The organism is Streptomyces sp. NPDC001513 (assembly GCF_042894695.1).
Lineage (GTDB): Bacteria > Actinomycetota > Actinomycetes > Streptomycetales > Streptomycetaceae > Streptomyces.
In genome coordinates, this window is sequence record NZ_JBIAVU010000024.1 from 25,229 (window position 1) to 41,384 (window position 16,156).

At 72.3% G+C, this 16,156-nt stretch carries 18 protein-coding genes; 10 read left to right on the plus strand and 8 right to left on the minus strand.

Going from position 1 to position 16,156, the window contains the following annotated elements; translation table 11 throughout:
- Nucleotides 1–75: 75 nt before the first annotated feature.
- Nucleotides 76–1,284, minus strand: a complete 1,209-nt coding sequence (locus ACFYZ4_RS37950; RefSeq protein WP_390786144.1) for an NAD(P)/FAD-dependent oxidoreductase — start codon at nt 1,282–1,284, stop codon at nt 76–78.
- 131 nt (nt 1,285–1,415) lie between these two features.
- Nucleotides 1,416–2,039 (minus strand): TetR/AcrR family transcriptional regulator, encoded by a 624-nt coding sequence (locus ACFYZ4_RS37955; RefSeq protein WP_390786145.1) that lies wholly within the window; start codon nt 2,037–2,039, stop codon nt 1,416–1,418.
- Between the two features lie 124 nt (nt 2,040–2,163).
- Between ACFYZ4_RS37955 and ACFYZ4_RS37960 the strand changes: the two genes are divergently transcribed.
- A complete protein-coding gene (locus tag ACFYZ4_RS37960; RefSeq protein ID WP_390786146.1) occupies nt 2,164–3,120 on the plus strand; it encodes an alpha/beta fold hydrolase in 957 nt (318 codons plus the stop codon).
- A gap of 212 nt (nt 3,121–3,332) precedes the next feature.
- Complete coding sequence (locus ACFYZ4_RS37965; protein ID WP_390786180.1) at nt 3,333–4,121, plus strand: VOC family protein; 789 nt, start codon at nt 3,333–3,335, stop codon at nt 4,119–4,121.
- 22 nt (nt 4,122–4,143) lie between these two features.
- On the opposite strand, the gene ACFYZ4_RS37970 is transcribed toward ACFYZ4_RS37965, so the two are convergent.
- A complete protein-coding gene (locus ACFYZ4_RS37970; RefSeq protein ID WP_390786147.1) occupies nt 4,144–5,004 on the minus strand; it encodes a helix-turn-helix transcriptional regulator in 861 nt (286 codons plus the stop codon).
- Between the two features lie 144 nt (nt 5,005–5,148).
- On the opposite strand from ACFYZ4_RS37970, the gene ACFYZ4_RS37975 reads away from it, so the two are divergent.
- The gene (locus ACFYZ4_RS37975; protein ID WP_390786148.1) at nt 5,149–5,994 is read left to right on the plus strand and encodes an alpha/beta fold hydrolase; all 846 of its coding nucleotides are present in this window, start codon (nt 5,149–5,151) and stop codon (nt 5,992–5,994) included.
- On the opposite strand, the gene ACFYZ4_RS37980 is transcribed toward ACFYZ4_RS37975, so the two are convergent.
- The gene (locus tag ACFYZ4_RS37980) at nt 5,978–6,838 is read right to left on the minus strand and encodes a YhjD/YihY/BrkB family envelope integrity protein (protein WP_351292144.1); all 861 of its coding nucleotides are present in this window, start codon (nt 6,836–6,838) and stop codon (nt 5,978–5,980) included. The two genes, ACFYZ4_RS37975 and ACFYZ4_RS37980, sit on opposite strands and share 17 nt — an antisense overlap.
- Nucleotides 6,839–7,010: 172 nt before the next feature.
- Here ACFYZ4_RS37980 and ACFYZ4_RS37985 point away from each other — a divergent pair, with 172 nt between their 5' ends.
- Together ACFYZ4_RS37985 and ACFYZ4_RS37990 are read left to right on the plus strand one after the other, a co-directional pair.
- The gene (locus ACFYZ4_RS37985) at nt 7,011–8,207 is read left to right on the plus strand and encodes a DUF2254 family protein (protein ID WP_390786149.1); all 1,197 of its coding nucleotides are present in this window, start codon (nt 7,011–7,013) and stop codon (nt 8,205–8,207) included.
- Between the two features lie 97 nt (nt 8,208–8,304).
- Nucleotides 8,305–8,910: a potassium channel family protein gene (locus ACFYZ4_RS37990; protein ID WP_390786150.1), complete on the plus strand. Its 606-nt coding sequence runs from the start codon at nt 8,305–8,307 to the stop codon at nt 8,908–8,910.
- A gap of 58 nt (nt 8,911–8,968) precedes the next feature.
- Here ACFYZ4_RS37990 and ACFYZ4_RS37995 read toward each other — a convergent pair whose 3' ends face one another.
- From ACFYZ4_RS37995 to ACFYZ4_RS38005, 3 genes are all read right to left on the minus strand, one after another.
- Nucleotides 8,969–9,394, minus strand: coding sequence for a hypothetical protein (locus ACFYZ4_RS37995; RefSeq protein WP_351292150.1), 426 nt, complete (start codon nt 9,392–9,394; stop codon nt 8,969–8,971).
- A 128-nt stretch (nt 9,395–9,522) separates the two neighbouring features.
- Nucleotides 9,523–10,893, minus strand: coding sequence for an FAD-binding oxidoreductase (locus tag ACFYZ4_RS38000; RefSeq protein ID WP_390786151.1), 1,371 nt, complete (start codon nt 10,891–10,893; stop codon nt 9,523–9,525).
- 82 nt (nt 10,894–10,975) lie between these two features.
- Nucleotides 10,976–11,215, minus strand: a complete 240-nt coding sequence (locus tag ACFYZ4_RS38005; RefSeq protein WP_390786152.1) for a hypothetical protein — start codon at nt 11,213–11,215, stop codon at nt 10,976–10,978.
- 213 nt (nt 11,216–11,428) lie between these two features.
- Between ACFYZ4_RS38005 and ACFYZ4_RS38010 the strand changes: the two genes are divergently transcribed.
- The 5 genes from ACFYZ4_RS38010 (at nt 11,429) to ACFYZ4_RS38030 (ending at nt 15,398) form a co-directional block, all read left to right on the plus strand.
- Nucleotides 11,429–12,169 (plus strand): PP2C family serine/threonine-protein phosphatase, encoded by a 741-nt coding sequence (locus ACFYZ4_RS38010; RefSeq protein WP_351292156.1) that lies wholly within the window; start codon nt 11,429–11,431, stop codon nt 12,167–12,169.
- A 348-nt stretch (nt 12,170–12,517) separates the two neighbouring features.
- Nucleotides 12,518–12,721: a cold-shock protein gene (locus ACFYZ4_RS38015; RefSeq protein ID WP_030011983.1), complete on the plus strand. Its 204-nt coding sequence runs from the start codon at nt 12,518–12,520 to the stop codon at nt 12,719–12,721.
- A gap of 369 nt (nt 12,722–13,090) precedes the next feature.
- Entirely contained in the window at nt 13,091–14,617 is a 1,527-nt protein-coding gene (locus tag ACFYZ4_RS38020; protein WP_390786153.1) for a DEAD/DEAH box helicase, read from the plus strand.
- A gap of 76 nt (nt 14,618–14,693) precedes the next feature.
- On the plus strand, nt 14,694–15,002 hold the full coding sequence (locus tag ACFYZ4_RS38025) for an SCO5918 family protein (protein WP_351292160.1): 309 nt from the start codon (nt 14,694–14,696) through the stop codon (nt 15,000–15,002).
- A gap of 24 nt (nt 15,003–15,026) precedes the next feature.
- Nucleotides 15,027–15,398 carry a hypothetical protein gene (locus tag ACFYZ4_RS38030; protein ID WP_351292162.1) on the plus strand — a complete coding sequence of 124 codons (372 nt, stop codon included), beginning with the start codon at nt 15,027–15,029 and terminating at the stop codon, nt 15,396–15,398.
- 91 nt (nt 15,399–15,489) lie between these two features.
- On the opposite strand, the gene ACFYZ4_RS38035 is transcribed toward ACFYZ4_RS38030, so the two are convergent.
- Nucleotides 15,490–15,999, minus strand: coding sequence for a hypothetical protein (locus tag ACFYZ4_RS38035; RefSeq protein ID WP_351292164.1), 510 nt, complete (start codon nt 15,997–15,999; stop codon nt 15,490–15,492).
- Between the last annotated feature and the right edge of the window lie 157 nt (nt 16,000–16,156).

A 16,156-nucleotide genomic window follows, 5' to 3' on the forward strand; every position in this document is an offset into this window, starting at 1 on the left:
ACACCCACCCGATGCCCACCCGTTGCGGACGGCGGCCTGTTGCCGGGGCCGGGGCCGGGGGAAGGGCCCGCCGGCCTAGATGGCCCGTTCGGCGGTGGGCACCGGGGCCTCGGCCTGCTTGGCGGACAGGCGCTGTTGGCGGGCGGGGCCGCCCGGGAGGCGGTGCAGGGCGTATCCGCCGGGCTTGTGCGCCTCTTTGGCCAGGTGCTTGACGATGCCCTTGCACACCGCCTCCTTCAGCTTCGCGCCCGGGCCGCCGTCGACGTGGAGCCACACCGCGACGTCGGACCGGTTGCCGAACTGGAAGATGCCGGTACGGCGGCCCAGGCTGATGCACTGCGCGCCGAAGGACTGGTTGAGGGTCTCGGGCCGCTCGCCCGCGATCCGGCTGAGCACCGTGTCGGCGGCCCGCGCACCCATCGGCATCGCGGCCTGGCAGCTCATCCGCAGCGGCAGGTCCGACGGCGCGGCCGAATCGCCGGCCGCGATGACGCGTACGTCGTCCACGCTGGTCAGCGTCTCGTCCGTGAGCAGCCGGCCCTCGGCGTCGGTGCTCAGCCCGCTGCGCACGGCCAGGTCCGGCACCGCGAAGCCGGCGGTCCAGATGGTCACCTCGCTCGGCAGCGTCCGGCCGTCGGCGAGCCGTACGGCGTCGCGCGTCACGGCCGTCACCTTCGCGCCGGGGCCGTCGAGCACGGTCACCCCGAGCGCGGCCAGCCGCCCGGCCACCGAGCGCCGGCCCCGGGCGTGCAGGTACGGCCCGAGGACCCCGCCGCAGACGAGGGTCACCGCCCGCCCCCGCTCGGCCAGTTCGGCGGCCGTCTCGATGCCGGTCGGACCCGCTCCGACCACCGTCACCGCGGCCGACGAGGGGGCGCCGTCGAGCACCGGCCGCAGCCGCTGCGCCTCCTCCAGCGTGCCGAGCGGGTAGGCGAACTCCGCGGCCCCGGGCACGCCCGGGTCGGCGCTGCCGCTGCCCACCGCGTAGACGAGGTAGTCGTAGTCGACCGCACCGCCCGAGGCCAGCGCCACGCTGCGCCCGGCCGCGTCGATCCGCGTCACGCTGTCGACCACCAGCCGCACGCCGTCGGCCAGGACCTCCCGGTAGTCGACGACCGCGCTGTCGGTCCCGCCGACCAGCTGGTGCAGACGGACCCGGTGGACGAAGGCCGCACGCGGGTTGACCAGCGTCACGCGCACGTCGCCGCGCCGCGTCAGCCGGTTGGCCGCCATCACGCCCGCGTAGCCGCCGCCGATCACGACGACGTCGAAGTTCTCAGCCATGGTGTCCTCCGCTTCTAGGGGTTACGCCGTATGGACACCGGCCGAACGCCCCCTGTGACAGCATGTGAGGCAGATCACTTCACCCGCGCGGTGCTCCCCTGAACCCCAACCGGTGAACCCCCGGCCCTCGTTCACGGGGTCGGCGGGCTCGTGGCGGGCGTGAAGATGCGGTCCAGGTGGTGGTGGAGCACCGCGATGGCCGACTCCGGGCCGCGCTGGCCCACGAGGATGCTGGTGCCCATGGCCGCCGTCATCGCGAGCAGGCTGATCGCCTCGGTGCGCGCGTCGATGCCGGGGTCGGCCAGGTCCGAGGCCTTGGCCTGTTCGAGCAGTCCGGTGAGGGCGTTCTCGGCGGCGTCGGGGTTGTCGATGAAGGGCTGGGCGGCCAGCGCCTCGTCGGTCACGGACAGGATCGAGTACGAGCTGTAGAGCAGGTGGAAGGTGCGGCCCTCCTCGTCGGTCGGCAGGGAGGCCAGCAGCAGCGCCTCGATCGTCGCGCGCGGGCCCGGGTCCGGTCCGGCGGCCGCCAGGCGGGCGCCCACCCGCGCGGTGAAGCGGTCGGTGAGGTGCTGGAGTCCGTAGAAGAGCAGCTTCTCCTTGGTCTCGAAGTAGTACTGCACGAGGCGCAGGGACACCCCGGCCTCCGCGGCGACGTCCCGCATGCCGACCGCGTGCAGCCCGCGCCGCCCCGCGACCCTGATGAGCGCCTCGGCGATCTGGGCGCGCCGTTCCTCGTGGTCCACGCGCTTCGGCATCTGCCGTCGTCTCCGCCCTCGGTCGAGTCCGTGGTCCGGGCTCCCCGGACGCCTTCATGGTACCGCCGTACCATGATCGTGGTACAGTCGTATCACGAAGAACGAGTCCTCCCGGAGGTGCCCCGTGCCCGAGAACACGACCCGTAAGCCGCGGCGCGACGTCGGCCGCTACGTCAACGACCCTCTGCGCGACCGCTACTTCGCCGCCGCGGACGTGCTCTACGCGATGGGGGCACCTGTCCGCTCCGAGACGGACGTGGAGACCGGCTTCGGCACCACCCACGTCTACCGGTACGGGCCCTCGGACCCCGCGGCCGAGTCCCGGACGCCCATCGTCCTGATCCACGGCGCCGGCTACAGCTCGGCGATGTGGTACCCCAACACCCCCGGGCTCAGCCTCGACCGGCCCGTGTACGCCCTCGACACCCCCGGCGACGCCAACCGCAGCATCCACCGCGAGCCCATGTGGCAGCCCGAGCGCGCCGCCCAGTGGATGGACGAGGCCCTCGACGCGCTCGGCCTCGACCGGGTCCACCTCGTCGGCTCCTCCTACGGCGGCTGGCTGGTGCTCAACCAGGCCCACCGGCGGCCCGACCGCCTCGCCTCGGTCACCGCCCTCGACCCCGGAGGCCTGGAGAAGGTCGGCCTGCGCTTCTTCGCCTGGGTCTTCGTGAGCCTGTTCGCCACCTTCGCCCCGAAGGCTCTGCGTCCCCGGCTCGCCAAGTGGCTGGACCAGCCGGTCATCGCCGTCCCCGAGATGCGCAAGTGGATCCAGCTCGGCGCCCGCGCCTACCGGATCCGCCGCCCCGCACCGCTGCCGCTGGCCGAGGACGCGCTGCGATCCATCCGAACCCCGCTCTACGTGATCATGGGCAAGCACAGCCTGCTCGTGCACCCGGGGCGCCAGCTGGAACGCGTACCGCGCCTGGTCTCCGGTGCCCGCGCCGAGATCATCACCGCCACCGGGCACGGCCCGCAGATCGACCACCCGGACGTGGTCAACGCCCGGATGCTGAGCTTCATGGAGGACGTCGACTCCCTCGGTGCGAACAGCGCCCCGACGGTAAAGCACGACCTGTAGTCCGTTTCATCCCCTCGCCCCCCGGGCCCGGTTCCCCGTCCGCGCTGCGCCGCCCGGGTGCCCGTACGCCGTGTCGTCCCGGGGCCGCCGGGCGACGGTACGAGGATGTGCCCGACGGAACGGGGCTCCCGGGGGCGCACCAGCGGATGGGGTGGACAGACGTGTCGACATCGAGTCACGAGACGTTCGGCGCACCCTGCTGGGTCAGTCTGATGGCCCGCGACCCCGCCGCCTCGCAGGCGTTCTACGCCGCGGTCCTCGGCTGGCAGTTCGGCTCGGCCCGGCTCGGGGACGGGTTCACCGTCGGCTTCAGCGACGGGGTCCCGGTGGCCGGGATCGGCGCCCTTCCGCCGGCGGTCACGGCTCCCGTCGCCTGGACCCCGTACTTCGCCGTGGACGACGCCGACGTCACGGCGGCGCGCATCCGCGAACGCAGCGGAACCGTCGCCGTCGGCCCCCTCGCCTTCGGCACCGGCCGGGCGGCGCTCGCCTCCGACCGCGACGGGGCCGTGTTCGGGATCTGGCAGGGGGACGCCATCCCCGACTGGGGCATGGGCGCGGAAGCCGCCCCGGCCTGGCTCGAACTGCGCACCCGGGACGCCTTCGACGCCGCCATCTTCTACGGCGAGGTCCTGGAGTGGGCCTGTGGGCAGAGCGGCTGCTGCGAGGTCGCCTACGTGGAGGCGGACAACCGCATCCAGCTGCGCCACGCGGGCCGGACGGTGGCCCGTCTGCACGGCGGGAGCCTCGCGGCGGCCCCCGATCCGAGCCTGCGGCCGCGCTGGCACGTCCACTTCCGGGTGCCCGACGTGGAGACCGCGGTGAAGGCCGCCACCGGCCTGGGCGGCGGCACCGTCTCCTCGACCCGTCCCGGTGACGGGCCCGGGCCCGTCACCGGCACCGCGTCCGACTCCGGTCTCTTCCCCCACGAGGTCACCCTGCGCGACCCCGAAGGCGCCCTGTTCGGCATCGTCGGACCGGCCGGCCGGGCCCGCTCCTGACCGGCCGGGTCAGCCTGCCGGGTCAGCCGCCCGGCGTGAACTGCTCCGTGCCGACGACCCGGAGGAGGGCGAGGCGGTCGGCCGAGTCCGTGCCGGGCGGGGGCGTGAGCAGGACGAGGCGCTGCTCTCCCTCGGGGGCGAGGAGCACCTGGCAGTCGAGGTCGACGGGGCCGACGACCGGGTGGATGACGCGCATCCGGCTGTGGCGGCGGACGGCGACCTCGTGCAGTTCCCACAGCGCGGTGAACTCCTCGCTGGCCTCCCGCAGGCGCTCCACCAGCCGGGTGGCGGCCGGGTCGGAGGCCCGCCGGCCGACGGCCGCCCGCAGGTCCGCGACGTGCACCCGGCTGTACCGCTCGTGCTCCTCGGCCGGGTACGCGTCCCGCGCGGCCGGGTCGGCGAACCAGCGCCAGATCACGTTGCGGCCGTGCTCGGACACCGTGCACACCCCGCCGAGCAGGGAGCGGGCCATCTCGTTCTGGGCCAGGACGTCGCCGAGGTCGCCGAGCACCTGCGCGGGGATGCCGGGCAGCTGGTCCAGCAGGTGCAGGAGGCCGGCACTGACCTGGTCTCCGGCGACCCGCCCGGCGGGCGGGCGGTGCCCGGCGAGCAGGTGCAGGTGGTCGCGCGCGTCGTCGCCGAGCCGCAGGGCGCGGGCGAGCGCGGACAGCATCTGCGGTGACGGCTGCGGGCCGCGAGCCTGCTCCAGCCGGATGTAGTAGTCGGCCGACATGCCCGCGAGCTGGGCGACCTCCTCGCGCCGCAGCCCGGGCGTGCGCCGCCTGGGTCCGGCGACCAGCCCCGCGTCCTGCGGGCGCACCCGCTCGCGCGAGCGGCGCAGGAAATCGGCGAGTTCACGGCGGTCGATCGTCATGTGGATCATCCTGCCGGACGGTTCCGCCTCGTAACCAGGGATCGCCGGTCCCAGGTTCAGCGGGGCTCTGCCACCCCTCGCGGCCCGGCGGCAGTGTGGGCGGAGCCGGAGCGGAACACCTCCCCGGCACCCGTCGCACCACAGGGAGAAGCCATGTCCGCCACTGCCACCCTCACCGCCACCCTCACCACCCCCACCACCGTCGCCGCCACCGTGAGCGTCGCCGGCGCCCGGGTCCACTACGAGCGCTCCGGCTCCGGCACGGGCCCCGCGCTCGTCCTCGTCCACGGCACCGGATCGGGCGGCTCCGCCGTGAACTGGAGCCGGACGCTGCCCCGTTTCACCGCCGGCCACACCGTGATCACCCCCGACCTCTCCGGTACCGACCGCACCACGGACGACGGGGCCCCGCTGACCGTGGAGGGTCTGGCCGCGCAGGTCATCGCCGTGATCGAGGACGCGGGCGTCGGCCCGGTGGACCTGCTGGGCTTCTCCATGGGCGCCCCGGTGTCCGCCGCCGTCGCCGCCCTCCGCCCCGACCTCGTCCGCCGCCTGATCCTGGTCGCCGGCTGGGCCCACACCGAGGGCGACGAGTACCTGCGCAACCTGTTCACCCTGTGGAAGCAGATCGGCGTCTCCGACCCGGCCGCCTTCGGCCGCGCCGTCGCCATGACCGGCTTCAGCCGCGGCTTCCTCAACTCGATCGGCCGCGAGCAGGTGGAACTCCTGATCCCCAACATGCCGCCCACCCCCGGCACCCTGCGCCACGTCGACCTCGACACCCGCATCGACATCCGCGACCTGCTGCCGCGCATCGAGGCACCGACGCTCGTCATCGGCGCCGCCCGGGACCTCACCGTCCCGGTGGAGAACAGCCGCGCCCTGCACCGGGCGATCGCGCACAGCACGTACGCCGAGATCGACGCCGGGCACGTCGCGTTCTTCGAGAAGGAGGACGAATTCGTGCGGCTGGTCGGCGAGTTCACCCTCGCGTCGTGATCCCGTCCTCCCGGTCGGTACCGAGCCAGCGGGCCGGCAGGGGCTCGCGGGCCACCACGTACCCGACGGCGATGGACAGCGTCAGGACGATGAACAGCACGATCAGCCAGGACATCAGGGCGAAGACCGACCCGAGGCTGCCGAACTGCCGCATGCTGCGCTCCACGGCGTGCGGCATGTAGAGCCTCGACGCCATCGACAGCAGCTGCTCCCCCGTCCCGGCCAGCACCGCGCCGGGCAGCAGCGGCAGCCACGGGATCCGGGCGCCGAGCAGCAGGTGCTGGGTCCACCACCAGAGCAGCGTGCCGCTGACCACGGCGAGCAGGAACCCGACGACCGGCCCGGCGCCGAAGGCGCTCTGGAGCGGCCCCTGGAAGAGCAGGGCGCTCAGCCAGACGAGGAGCCAGGCCAGCCACCGCCAGGCCGCGAGCCGGGCCTTGGCCTTGGGCAGGTGCCAGGAGCGTTCGCAGGTCATCTGCAGGGCGCGGCTGCAGGCGGTGGCCGAGATCAGCGTCACCACGACGCCCACCGCGCCGGTGCTCGCGGTGGCGGTGGAATCGGTGGCGGAGTACACCTGCCGCACCTGGTCGAGGGCGGCGTTCTGGAGCCCGAGCGTGGCCCGGATGGACGACACCAGCTCCTTCTGGAGCCAGTCGGGTGCGAGGGCGCCGATGACGAAGAGGGCCGGCACCGCGCCGAGGAAGGCCTGCGCGGCCAGCCGGAACGCGCAGTCCAGGACCTTGACGCCGGCGAGCTGTTCGAGGACCCGGCTGAGCAGCGGCGTGTGCTTGCGCATCCACGGGGGCAGGCGGAGCCGGCGCGCGGTGGCCTCCGGACCGGACACGGTGCACTCCTCACGGGGACGGTTGCCGACGTCGGTGACCACCCTTCCACGAGAAACAGAGAACGGCACATATCCGGCATTTCACCGCCCGGTCCCGTCACTCCCGTGATTGCATCCCTCCCATGACCCGCAACACGTGACCCGACCCGTGACCGTGAGGGGGCTTGGCCGCATGTTCCAACGGCCGACGCGCGCGATGCGCCGGGACCTGACCCAGCTGATCTGCGCGCTCGGCGGGCTGGTGCTGGGGCTGCTGGCCCCCCTGGCCGACGTGGGACCGCAGGTGGAAGCCGGACGCGTGACGACCATGCTGTTCTCGGTCGGGTTCGGCGTCATCAGCCTGGTGAGCATCATCTACTCGATGCTGTTCCTGGTCGTGCAGTTCTCCGCGACCACGTTCACCCCGCGCCTCGCGTTCTTCCGCGACGAACCGATCGTCTGGCGCGCCTTCGCCTTCGCCGTCGGGGTCTTCGTCTTCTGCGTCGTCGCGGGGCTCGGCATCGGCACCCGCAAGGAGGTCGCGGCCCTCCTCCCCTGCATCGCCATGATCCTCACGCTGATCGCCCTCGCCCAGATGAGGACGCTGCAGACGAAGGCGTTCGACTCGATCCAGCTCGCCCACTCGCTCACCGCGATCGCCACCCGCGCCCACCGCTCGTACGACTCGCTGCACCTGCGGCCGTACGTCCCCGGCCGCCCGGCCCCGGCGCCGCAGCCCCCGGGGACCGGCGCCACCTCCACCGTGCGCTGGTCCGGGCCGGCCACCGTGGTCCAGCAGATCGACGTACACGCCCTGGTGGCGGTGGCTCAGCGGCACGACTGCGCCATCGACTTCCGGGTCACCCCCGGCCTGACCGTCTCGCGGGGCATGGTCCTGGCCGAGGTGACGGGCGCCGAACTGGCCGAGGAGGTCGTGCGCGAGGCCGTGATCACCGGCGTGGAACGCACCTTCGACCAGGATCCCGAACTGCCCTTCAGGCTCCTGGTCGACATCGCGCTCCGCGCGCTCTCCCCCGCCGTCAACGACCCGGCGACGGCGGTGGAGACCGTGGGCCGCCTGGAGGACCTGCTCACCCGGCTCGCCGACCGGGAGCTGGACTTCGGCCGGTTCACCGACGGGGCCGGCCGGGTACGGGTGACGGTCCCCGTCCCCGACTGGGAGCAGTACGTCCGGACGGCCTTCGACGACCTCCTCTTCGCCGCCACGGACTCCCCGATGGCCCTGCTCCGCGTACGCGACCTCCTCGGCCGGCTCGCGGAGGAGAGCCCCGAGAGCCGGCGGGCCGTCGTACGGGAGCGGCTCGAGTGGGCCGAACGCACCGGGAGCGCCGCGTTTCCGCTCATCTGGACGCCCGTGGCACTGCCTTGACACCGCCGGCTCCGTCATCCGCGTGCGGAGATGCGCGGCGCAGCGGCGGGTGCTGCAATGGCCGGGGGGCTCCGCCCGCCTGCGCGAGGAGTGGTCCATGGACGGCACCGCCACCGGAACACCCCGGGAGCGCCGGCGCGTCCTGTGGGGCTGTCTGCTCCGCTCGGCGGCCTCGATCGTCCTGATCACGGCGCTGTACTACCTGGCGCCCCTGGACGGCGAGATCGTCCTGCGCACCCTGGTGTCGCTCGTGCTGGGCCTGGGCCTCTTCGGCTGGCTGGTGGTCAGGCAGGTCACCGCCGTCGCCCGGGCGACGTTCCCCCGGCTGCGCGCCATGGAGGCGCTGGCCACCGCCGTGCCGCTGTTCCTGGTGATCTTCTCCGTGACGTACTTCCTGCTCGCCAAGGAGGTGCCGGGCACGTTCTCGGAGTCGCTGGACCGCACGGACGCCATGTACTTCACGGTCACGGTGTTCGCGACCGTCGGCTTCGGGGACATCGTCCCCGTCACGGAGACCGGCCGCGTGCTGACCACCCTGCAGATGGTCGCCGACCTGCTCCTGGTGGGCGTGATCGCGAAGGCGCTCTTCGGCGCGGTCGAGCTCGGGATCCGCCGGCGCGGGGCGGGGCCCGCCGATCCGGACGGCGGCGGCGACGCCAACGGCAACGGCAACAGTGGCGACGGCCGCGACGACGACGCGTGAACGTACGCGGGCGGGACCCCGGCCGGGGAGCCGGCCGGGGTCCCGCTCGTTCACCCCGTCAGCACCGCAGACCGGTGGAGGCCGCCGACGCGGTCTCGTCCAGCTTCTGGATCTGCGGCTGGAGCTGGGTGAGGGCGTCCTTGCCGGTGGTGTCGCCCGGCAGGTCCTCGTAGCCCTTCTTGAGGTTCTCGGCGGCCGACTTCACCGCCTCCCGCTCCGCGTCCTTCAGCTTGCTCAGGTTCTCCTTGACCCCGTTCCAGTCCTCCTGGACGGCGTCGTAGGCCTCCTTGACCTGGTCCTTGGTCGCGGTGGCGGGGTTCAGGGCCTTCAGCTTGGCGTTGTCGGCCTTCAGCGCGGTCAGGTCGGTGCAGAGGTCGGCCGCCGCCTGGGTGGCCTCCTCCTCGGGCGAGCTGTCGTCGGAGCAGGCGGAGAGACCGAAAGCCACGCTGACGCAGAGCAGACCGATCACCGGGAAACGCTTCATGGGGGCCTTCCTCAGTCAGACAAACCGGATGTACGGGATCTTCCGGTACACCTGACAAAATATGCAGATCCCATGACATTCCGCATCCGCATGGCTCCGGACGGCAGCGACTCCCGCCACGGCCCCCGCTACGGCTTGATGTTCTGGTTCAGGTGGAACAGGTTCCCCGGGTCGTAGGTCCGCTTGACCTCCGCCAGCCGGTCGTAGTTCCCCTTGTAGTTGGCCCGGATGCGGCCCTGGTCGTCATCGGCCATGAAGTTGATGTAGCCGCCCTCCTCGGAGTGCGGGGCCGTGGCCGCGTAGTAGTCCCGGACCCAGGCGGTGTTGGCCTCGTTGTCGGCGGGGTCCGGCCACATGCCGGCGATGACGGTGGCGAACGAGGCGTCGCGGTAGGCGTAGGCCGTCGCGTCCGGGGCGACCCGGTGGCAGGCGCCGTTGACCGGATAGATGTGGACCGTCGAGTTCACGGCGGGCAGGCGCGGGGCGTGCTCCAGGTGCGCCGCGATCGCCTCGTCGGTGAGCTCGGTGACGAAATTGGCCTTCCAGTAGTGCTGGAGTCCGGGCGGTACGAGAGCGTCGAAGGCGCTGTTGAGCGCGGGGTACGGCATCGGACCCACGTGCTCGGCGACCACCGGCGCGAAGTCGTGGAAGGCCTCCAGGGCCCGCGGCCCCTCCTCGACCGGCCCGGCCCAGCAGGCCACGATCAGCGCGAACGGCTCGCCGTGCCGGTCCTCCGGGATGAAGGGCAGCGGCGGGGCGATCTGGAACGCCGGGAACCCGCCCAGCTCCTCCGGTGCGTCGGCGATGTGGTCCGCGAAGGAGCGCAGCACCGTGGCGGCGTCCTCCAGCTCGAACAGCATCGGCCCGCCGTAGATGTCCTTGACCGGCCCGAGCCGGTACTCGAAGGAGGTCACCGCGCCGAAGTTGCCGCTGCCGCCGCGCAGCGCCCAGAACAGGTCGGCGTTCTCCTCCTCGCTCGCCACGAGCAGCCGGCCGTCCGCCGTCACCACATCGGCCGAGATCAGGTTGTCGCAGCTCAGGCCCATTCCGCGGCACAGGTAGCCGATGCCGCCGCCGAGGGTGAGCCCGCCGATCCCGGTGGTCGAGATGATCCCGCCGGTGGTGGCCAGCCCGAAGGCGTGCGTCGCCGCGTTGAAGTCGCCCCAGGTCGCGCCGCCCTCCGCGCGCGCCGTCCGGCGCGCCGCGTCCACGCGGACCCCGCGCATCCCGGACAGGTCGGCGACCACGCCGTCGTCGCAGGTGCCGAAGCCGGGCACGCTGTGCCCGCCGCCGCGCACCGCCAGATCGAGCCCGTTCTCGCGGGCGTACTCCACGGTGGCCATGACGTCGCCCGCGTTGGCGCAGCGCACGACGGCGGCCGGCCTCCGGTCGATCATGGCGTTGTTGACCTTGCGGGCCTCGTCGTAGGCCGCGTCGCCGGGCGTGACGACCGCCCCGCGGACCCGTTCGCGCAACTGGTCGATCGAGAGCTTGCCCATGGCCATCGCTCCTCGTACCTGGTGCTCTGGAAGCTGGTGCCCGCAGCCCGCCCCCGTGGCCGGCCCCCGCAGCCGGTCCGCGCTACGGCTGGAGGTGGCTGAATCCCACCTCGAAGTGTTCGACGGAGACGATCCGCTGGCCCTCCCGCTGCGCCGTCTCCTCACGGATGCGGGCGGCCTGCTCCTCGCTGTCGTCCATGGCCCGCTCGTCTTCCCACAGGGTCAGCGACTTGGCCTCGCCCGTGGCCCGGTCGACCAGGTAGTAGACGCCCCGGAATCCGGGAGCGTCCTTGACCTGCCTGACGGCCGCCTCCGAACTCACGGTCAGGTCTCCCCCCGGGGGGACCGGTGATCCCTGGTAGGTGCTCAGCCTCGCGAACATCTCCAGTCCTTCCTGGCCGGGCCGCCGGTCGGCGAACAGACGGCTCCACGACCAGGGTGCTCCGGCAGACCGCGCCCCGCATGCCGGGACGGCGCGACAATGGGGATGAGGTACGCGTCTGCCGTTGCCGTTGCCGAGAGGCGGGTCATCGACGTGCCCTACATAGCTGTGACCGCCCTGAGTCATGTCGGGCTGGTGCGCGAACGCAACGAGGACAGCCTCGTCGTCGGCCCGTGGACCCTGTGCGGGACCGTGACCCAGAACCCCCAGACCCTGCTCTTCCCCTTCGGCAGGCCGCTCGTCGTCGCCGTCGCCGACGGGCTCGGCGGGCAGCCGGCCGGTGAGGTCGCCAGCGAACTGGTCGTACGCCACCTCGCCTCGCTCGGCGCCGAACTGGACGGCGAAGGCGCCCTCGACGACGCACTGCACCGCTGCAACCACGCCGTGCACTCGGCCACCGACGGCCGGCCGGACCTCGTCGCCATGGGCACCACGATCGCCGGGGCCCTCGTCCTGCCGGAGTCGCTGGTGGTGTTCAACATCGGCGACAGCAAGGTGTTCCGGGCGGCGCCGGACGGCCTGCACCAGGTCAGCGTCGACGACAGCCCGCCGCCGGCCCCCGGGCACCGCACCACGTCGGCCGTCACCCAGACCCTCGGCGGCAGCCGCGGCTACCACACGATCGCGCCCCACATCGCGGCCTTCGAGCTGGCCGAGGGCGACCGCTACCTGGTGTGCAGCGACGGGCTGACCGACCCGGTGCCCGACGAGGAGATCGAGGACCTGCTGCGGGTGCACGACGACGGCCGGGCCGCCTTCGAGCTGTGGCGGGCCGCCATCGACGCCGGTGGCCCCGACAACATCACGCTCGCGCTGGTCCGCATCGGCGCGTAGGCCGGACCTTCCGCATGACGTGCGTCACACCGCGCACGGCCGCAGGCAAGGGGGACACGCGTTTATATGATTTTCACGCGTGGATTTCCGTTCCCGCAGGTGCGCAATTACGCCAGACCTGCTACAGGGAAAAATTTACGCCCCCGAAGCCATCCACCGTGCTACTGTGAAGTCAGTTGCAGTTGTGGTTCCCAAAAACTTACAAGTGCTCTCACCTGATTTTCGGTGGGCGCACTTTTTATTTCCGGCGCATGCAGTGAGATTTGCACATTCCGGTCGGGGCAATCATCGCGGCGACGCCGGGCTCGCACAGTGCGGACCCGGGCACTGCCCCAAAGGAGAATTCATATGGCATCTGGCACCGTGAAGTGGTTCAACGCGGAAAAGGGCTTCGGCTTCATCGAGCAGGAGGGCGGCGGCGCTGACGTCTTCGCTCACTACTCGAACATCGCCTCTTCTGGCTTCCGTGAGCTTCAGGAAGGCCAGAAGGTTACCTTCGACGTCACGCAGGGCCAGAAGGGCCCGCAGGCCGAGAACATCGTTCCCGCCTGACGCTGACGCGTACACGCAGCTGAGGCCCGCACCTTGGGGTGCGGGCCTCGGCGCGTTGCTTTTTCCCCGCTCGCGCACCCTGTCGGTCCCCGACGGCCCGCGTGAGCGGCGGGTGACGGCGCTCGGCGCCGGCCCGCCTCGACGTCCGGCCGGGCGGCAGTGTCTCCCACGACGCACCGCCCCGCCCCCGCCCGCACACCGTCCGCCGCATCCCGGCTCTCCGACGCGCAGCGCGGCACCCTCTCCACGACGGACCGGCCCGCCCCTTACGGCACGGCACGGCCCCGTCCCGGCTTTACTCCGGCTCGTTCTCGCGAATCCCCCTGCCCGGGAATTCCTCGATACGCGCCGCATCGAGGAAGGTTCTGCATGAACCGCACCACTCGCACGAACGACCGCACCTCCCGCACCCCCCGCAAGGGCGGTTCCGCGGGCTTCGGCGGCTCCGGCGGCTCCGGCGGCTCCGGCCGCGGCAGCCGTTTCGGCTCGTCGGCCCCCAGCCGCTCCGGCAGCTCCGGTTACGGCGGCTCCGGCCGTTCCGGCGGCGGCCGCCGCCCCGCCGCCCTCCAGGGCGAGTTCGCCCTCCCCGAGACGATCACCCCGGCGCTCCCCGCCGCCGAGGCCTTCGCCGACCTCGACATGCCCGAGCAGCTGCTGGCCGCGCTCGGTTCCGAGGGCGTCACCGTGCCGTTCCCGATCCAGGCCGCGACCCTGCCGAACTCCCTCGCGGGCCGCGACGTACTGGGCCGCGGGCGCACCGGCTCCGGCAAGACCCTCGCCTTCGGACTCGCGCTGCTGGCCCGTACGGCCGGACAGCGCGCCGAGGCCCGGCAGCCGCTGGCCCTGGTCCTCGTCCCCACCCGCGAGCTCGCGCAGCAGGTCACGGACGCCCTCGCCCCCTACGCCCGCGCCATGAAGCTGCGTACGGCCACCGTCGTGGGCGGCATGCCCATCGGGCGGCAGGCGAGCGCGCTGCGCGGCGGCGCCGAGGTCGTCGTCGCGACGCCCGGACGGCTCAAGGACCTCATCGACCGCGGCGACTGCCGGCTGAACCAGGTCGCGATCACCGTCCTGGACGAAGCCGACCAGATGGCCGACATGGGCTTCATGCCGCAGGTCACCGCCCTGCTCGACCAGGTGCGCCCCGAGGGCCAGCGGATGCTCTTCTCCGCCACCCTCGACCGCAACGTCGACCGGCTGGTGCGCCGCTACCTGACCGACCCCGTCGTGCACTCCGTCGACCCCTCGGCCGGCGCCGTCACCACGATGGAGCACCACGTGCTGCACGTGCACGGCACCGACAAGCACGCGACCACCACCGAGATCGCGGCGCGCGACGGCCGGGTGATCATGTTCCTGGACACCAAGCACGCCGTCGACCAGCTCACCACCCACCTGCTGAACAGCGGCGTGCGGGCGGCGGCGCTGCACGGCGGGAAGTCCCAGCCCCAGCGCACCCGGACCCTGGCCCAGTTCAAGACCGGGCACGTGACGGTGCTCGTGGCGACCAACGTCGCGGCGCGCGGGATCCACGTCGACAACCTCGACCTCGTCGTGAACGTGGACCCGCCCACCGACCCCAAGGACTACCTGCACCGGGGCGGCCGTACCGCGCGCGCCGGCGAGTCCGGCAGCGTCGTCACCCTCGTCACCCCGAACCAGCGCCGCGAGATGACCCGGCTGATGGCGGCCGCGGGCATCGTCCCGCAGACCACCCAGGTCCGTTCGGGGGAGGAGGCGCTGAGCCGGATCACCGGCGCCCAGGCCCCCTCCGGCATCCCGGTCACCATCACCGCGCCGCAGCAGGAGCGGTCCGGGCGCAGCGCGCGTTCCTCCCGCGGCCGGCGCAGCCGCCCCGCCCAGGAGCGCCGCCGCTCCCTGGGCATGGCCGCCTGACCCGCGGGCCCGCACCGCCCTCCGTACCGCCCTGTACCGTCCCGTCCCGCCCGCTCCGTCACGTCTGTGAGGCATCATGCGCTTCGTCATCGCCCGGTACCCCTTCGACCTCGAGAAGAGCGAGGTGGAGGAGAAGATGAAGGGCGTCAAGGCCGAGCCCGTCACGGGAGCGTCGGTGATCATCAGCCGCCGCACCTACCCCGTCAAGCAGGTCGGTGAGGTCATCACCCGGCAGGACCGGCGCGACTTCACGGCGGCCGAGGTGACCCGGGCGCTGACCCGGCTCGGCTTCACCTGCCGCGACCTTTCGGTCCCCGTGCCGGCGCCCGCGCTGACCCCGCTCCAGGAGGCCTCGGCACTGCTCGGAAGCTCGGCCGATGCCTGACCGCGCTTGCTAGAGTCGCTGTCCATGTCGATCCCTGACGACCTGCTCCTCGCTCTCGCCGCCATGGTCGAGTCGGAGCAGACCAATCAGATGTCCCTGACCGTCGTCGTCCACGGTGCCGTCATCACGGGCCGGCTCGCCCCCGAGAGCGTCTGGCGTCAGCGGGTGGCCGAGGTCCTGCGGGACTCCGACCAACTGGGCCCGTTCGCCGAGATCTTCAGTTCGGCCGGCCGCGGTGACAGACAGGCCGCGGCGGCACCCTCGCACCTGCACTTCCACGTGGCGCGCATTCTCCAGGGCACCCTGGGCATCCCCGAGACGGGCGGGATGTACCGGATCGCGGTGAAGGACGTCGGCGCGTGGACCGTCGGGGATTTCAGTTACTCCGACAAGTAGGCCCCGCGCCGGGACGTTCCGGCGGGACGTTCCGGCGCGACGAAAGACGGCCCCCGCATTTCCTCTGCGGGGGCCGTCTTTCGTGCATCGGTTACTTGCAGGGCGGCACGAGGCGCACGCGGTCGATGATCGCGATGTTGTTGCTCTTCATGATCGCGGTGACTTCTCCGCACACGTCGGCCACGCGCACCGGACCGGCGTACTGGCTGAAGTTCCCCTCGTCCGTCTGGCACGGACGCGGCGTGCCCGCGGGGCGCGGCTTGGAGGTTTCGCAGATCTTCAGCTTCATGTACTTCGCCGTGCCGAGGTTGTTGTCGAAGACGGCACAGGAGCCCACACCCTCCTTGCGGTAGGTGAAGAGGGTTCCGAACCGGCGGGAGTCCGGCAGCTGCTCGGCGAAGGTCAGCTCGTAGCCGGCGCCGCACAGGTTGGCCGTCGCGGCGGCGGCCGCCGGCTGGGCCTTGGCGACGGCGCGCGTGGTGGCGTCCGCCGCGGCGGAGATCTGCACGCCGCCGGCGGCCGGTACGGACTCCACCGCGGAGGCCTGCGGGGCCGTCAGGGCGAAGGACGCCATGGCGACCGCGGCGACGGTCACGCGCATGGCGGATTTCTTGGAAACGAAAGACATGTTCTCCCCCAGATACTCATTCCGCGATCCCCGATTGCACTGCCGGAGTCGCGCAGACTAAAGTGTCGCTAAAGCGCCCGCACTCCACCCTGATTGGTCGCGCCAGGCCGAAGCGACAGTCAGTAGATCA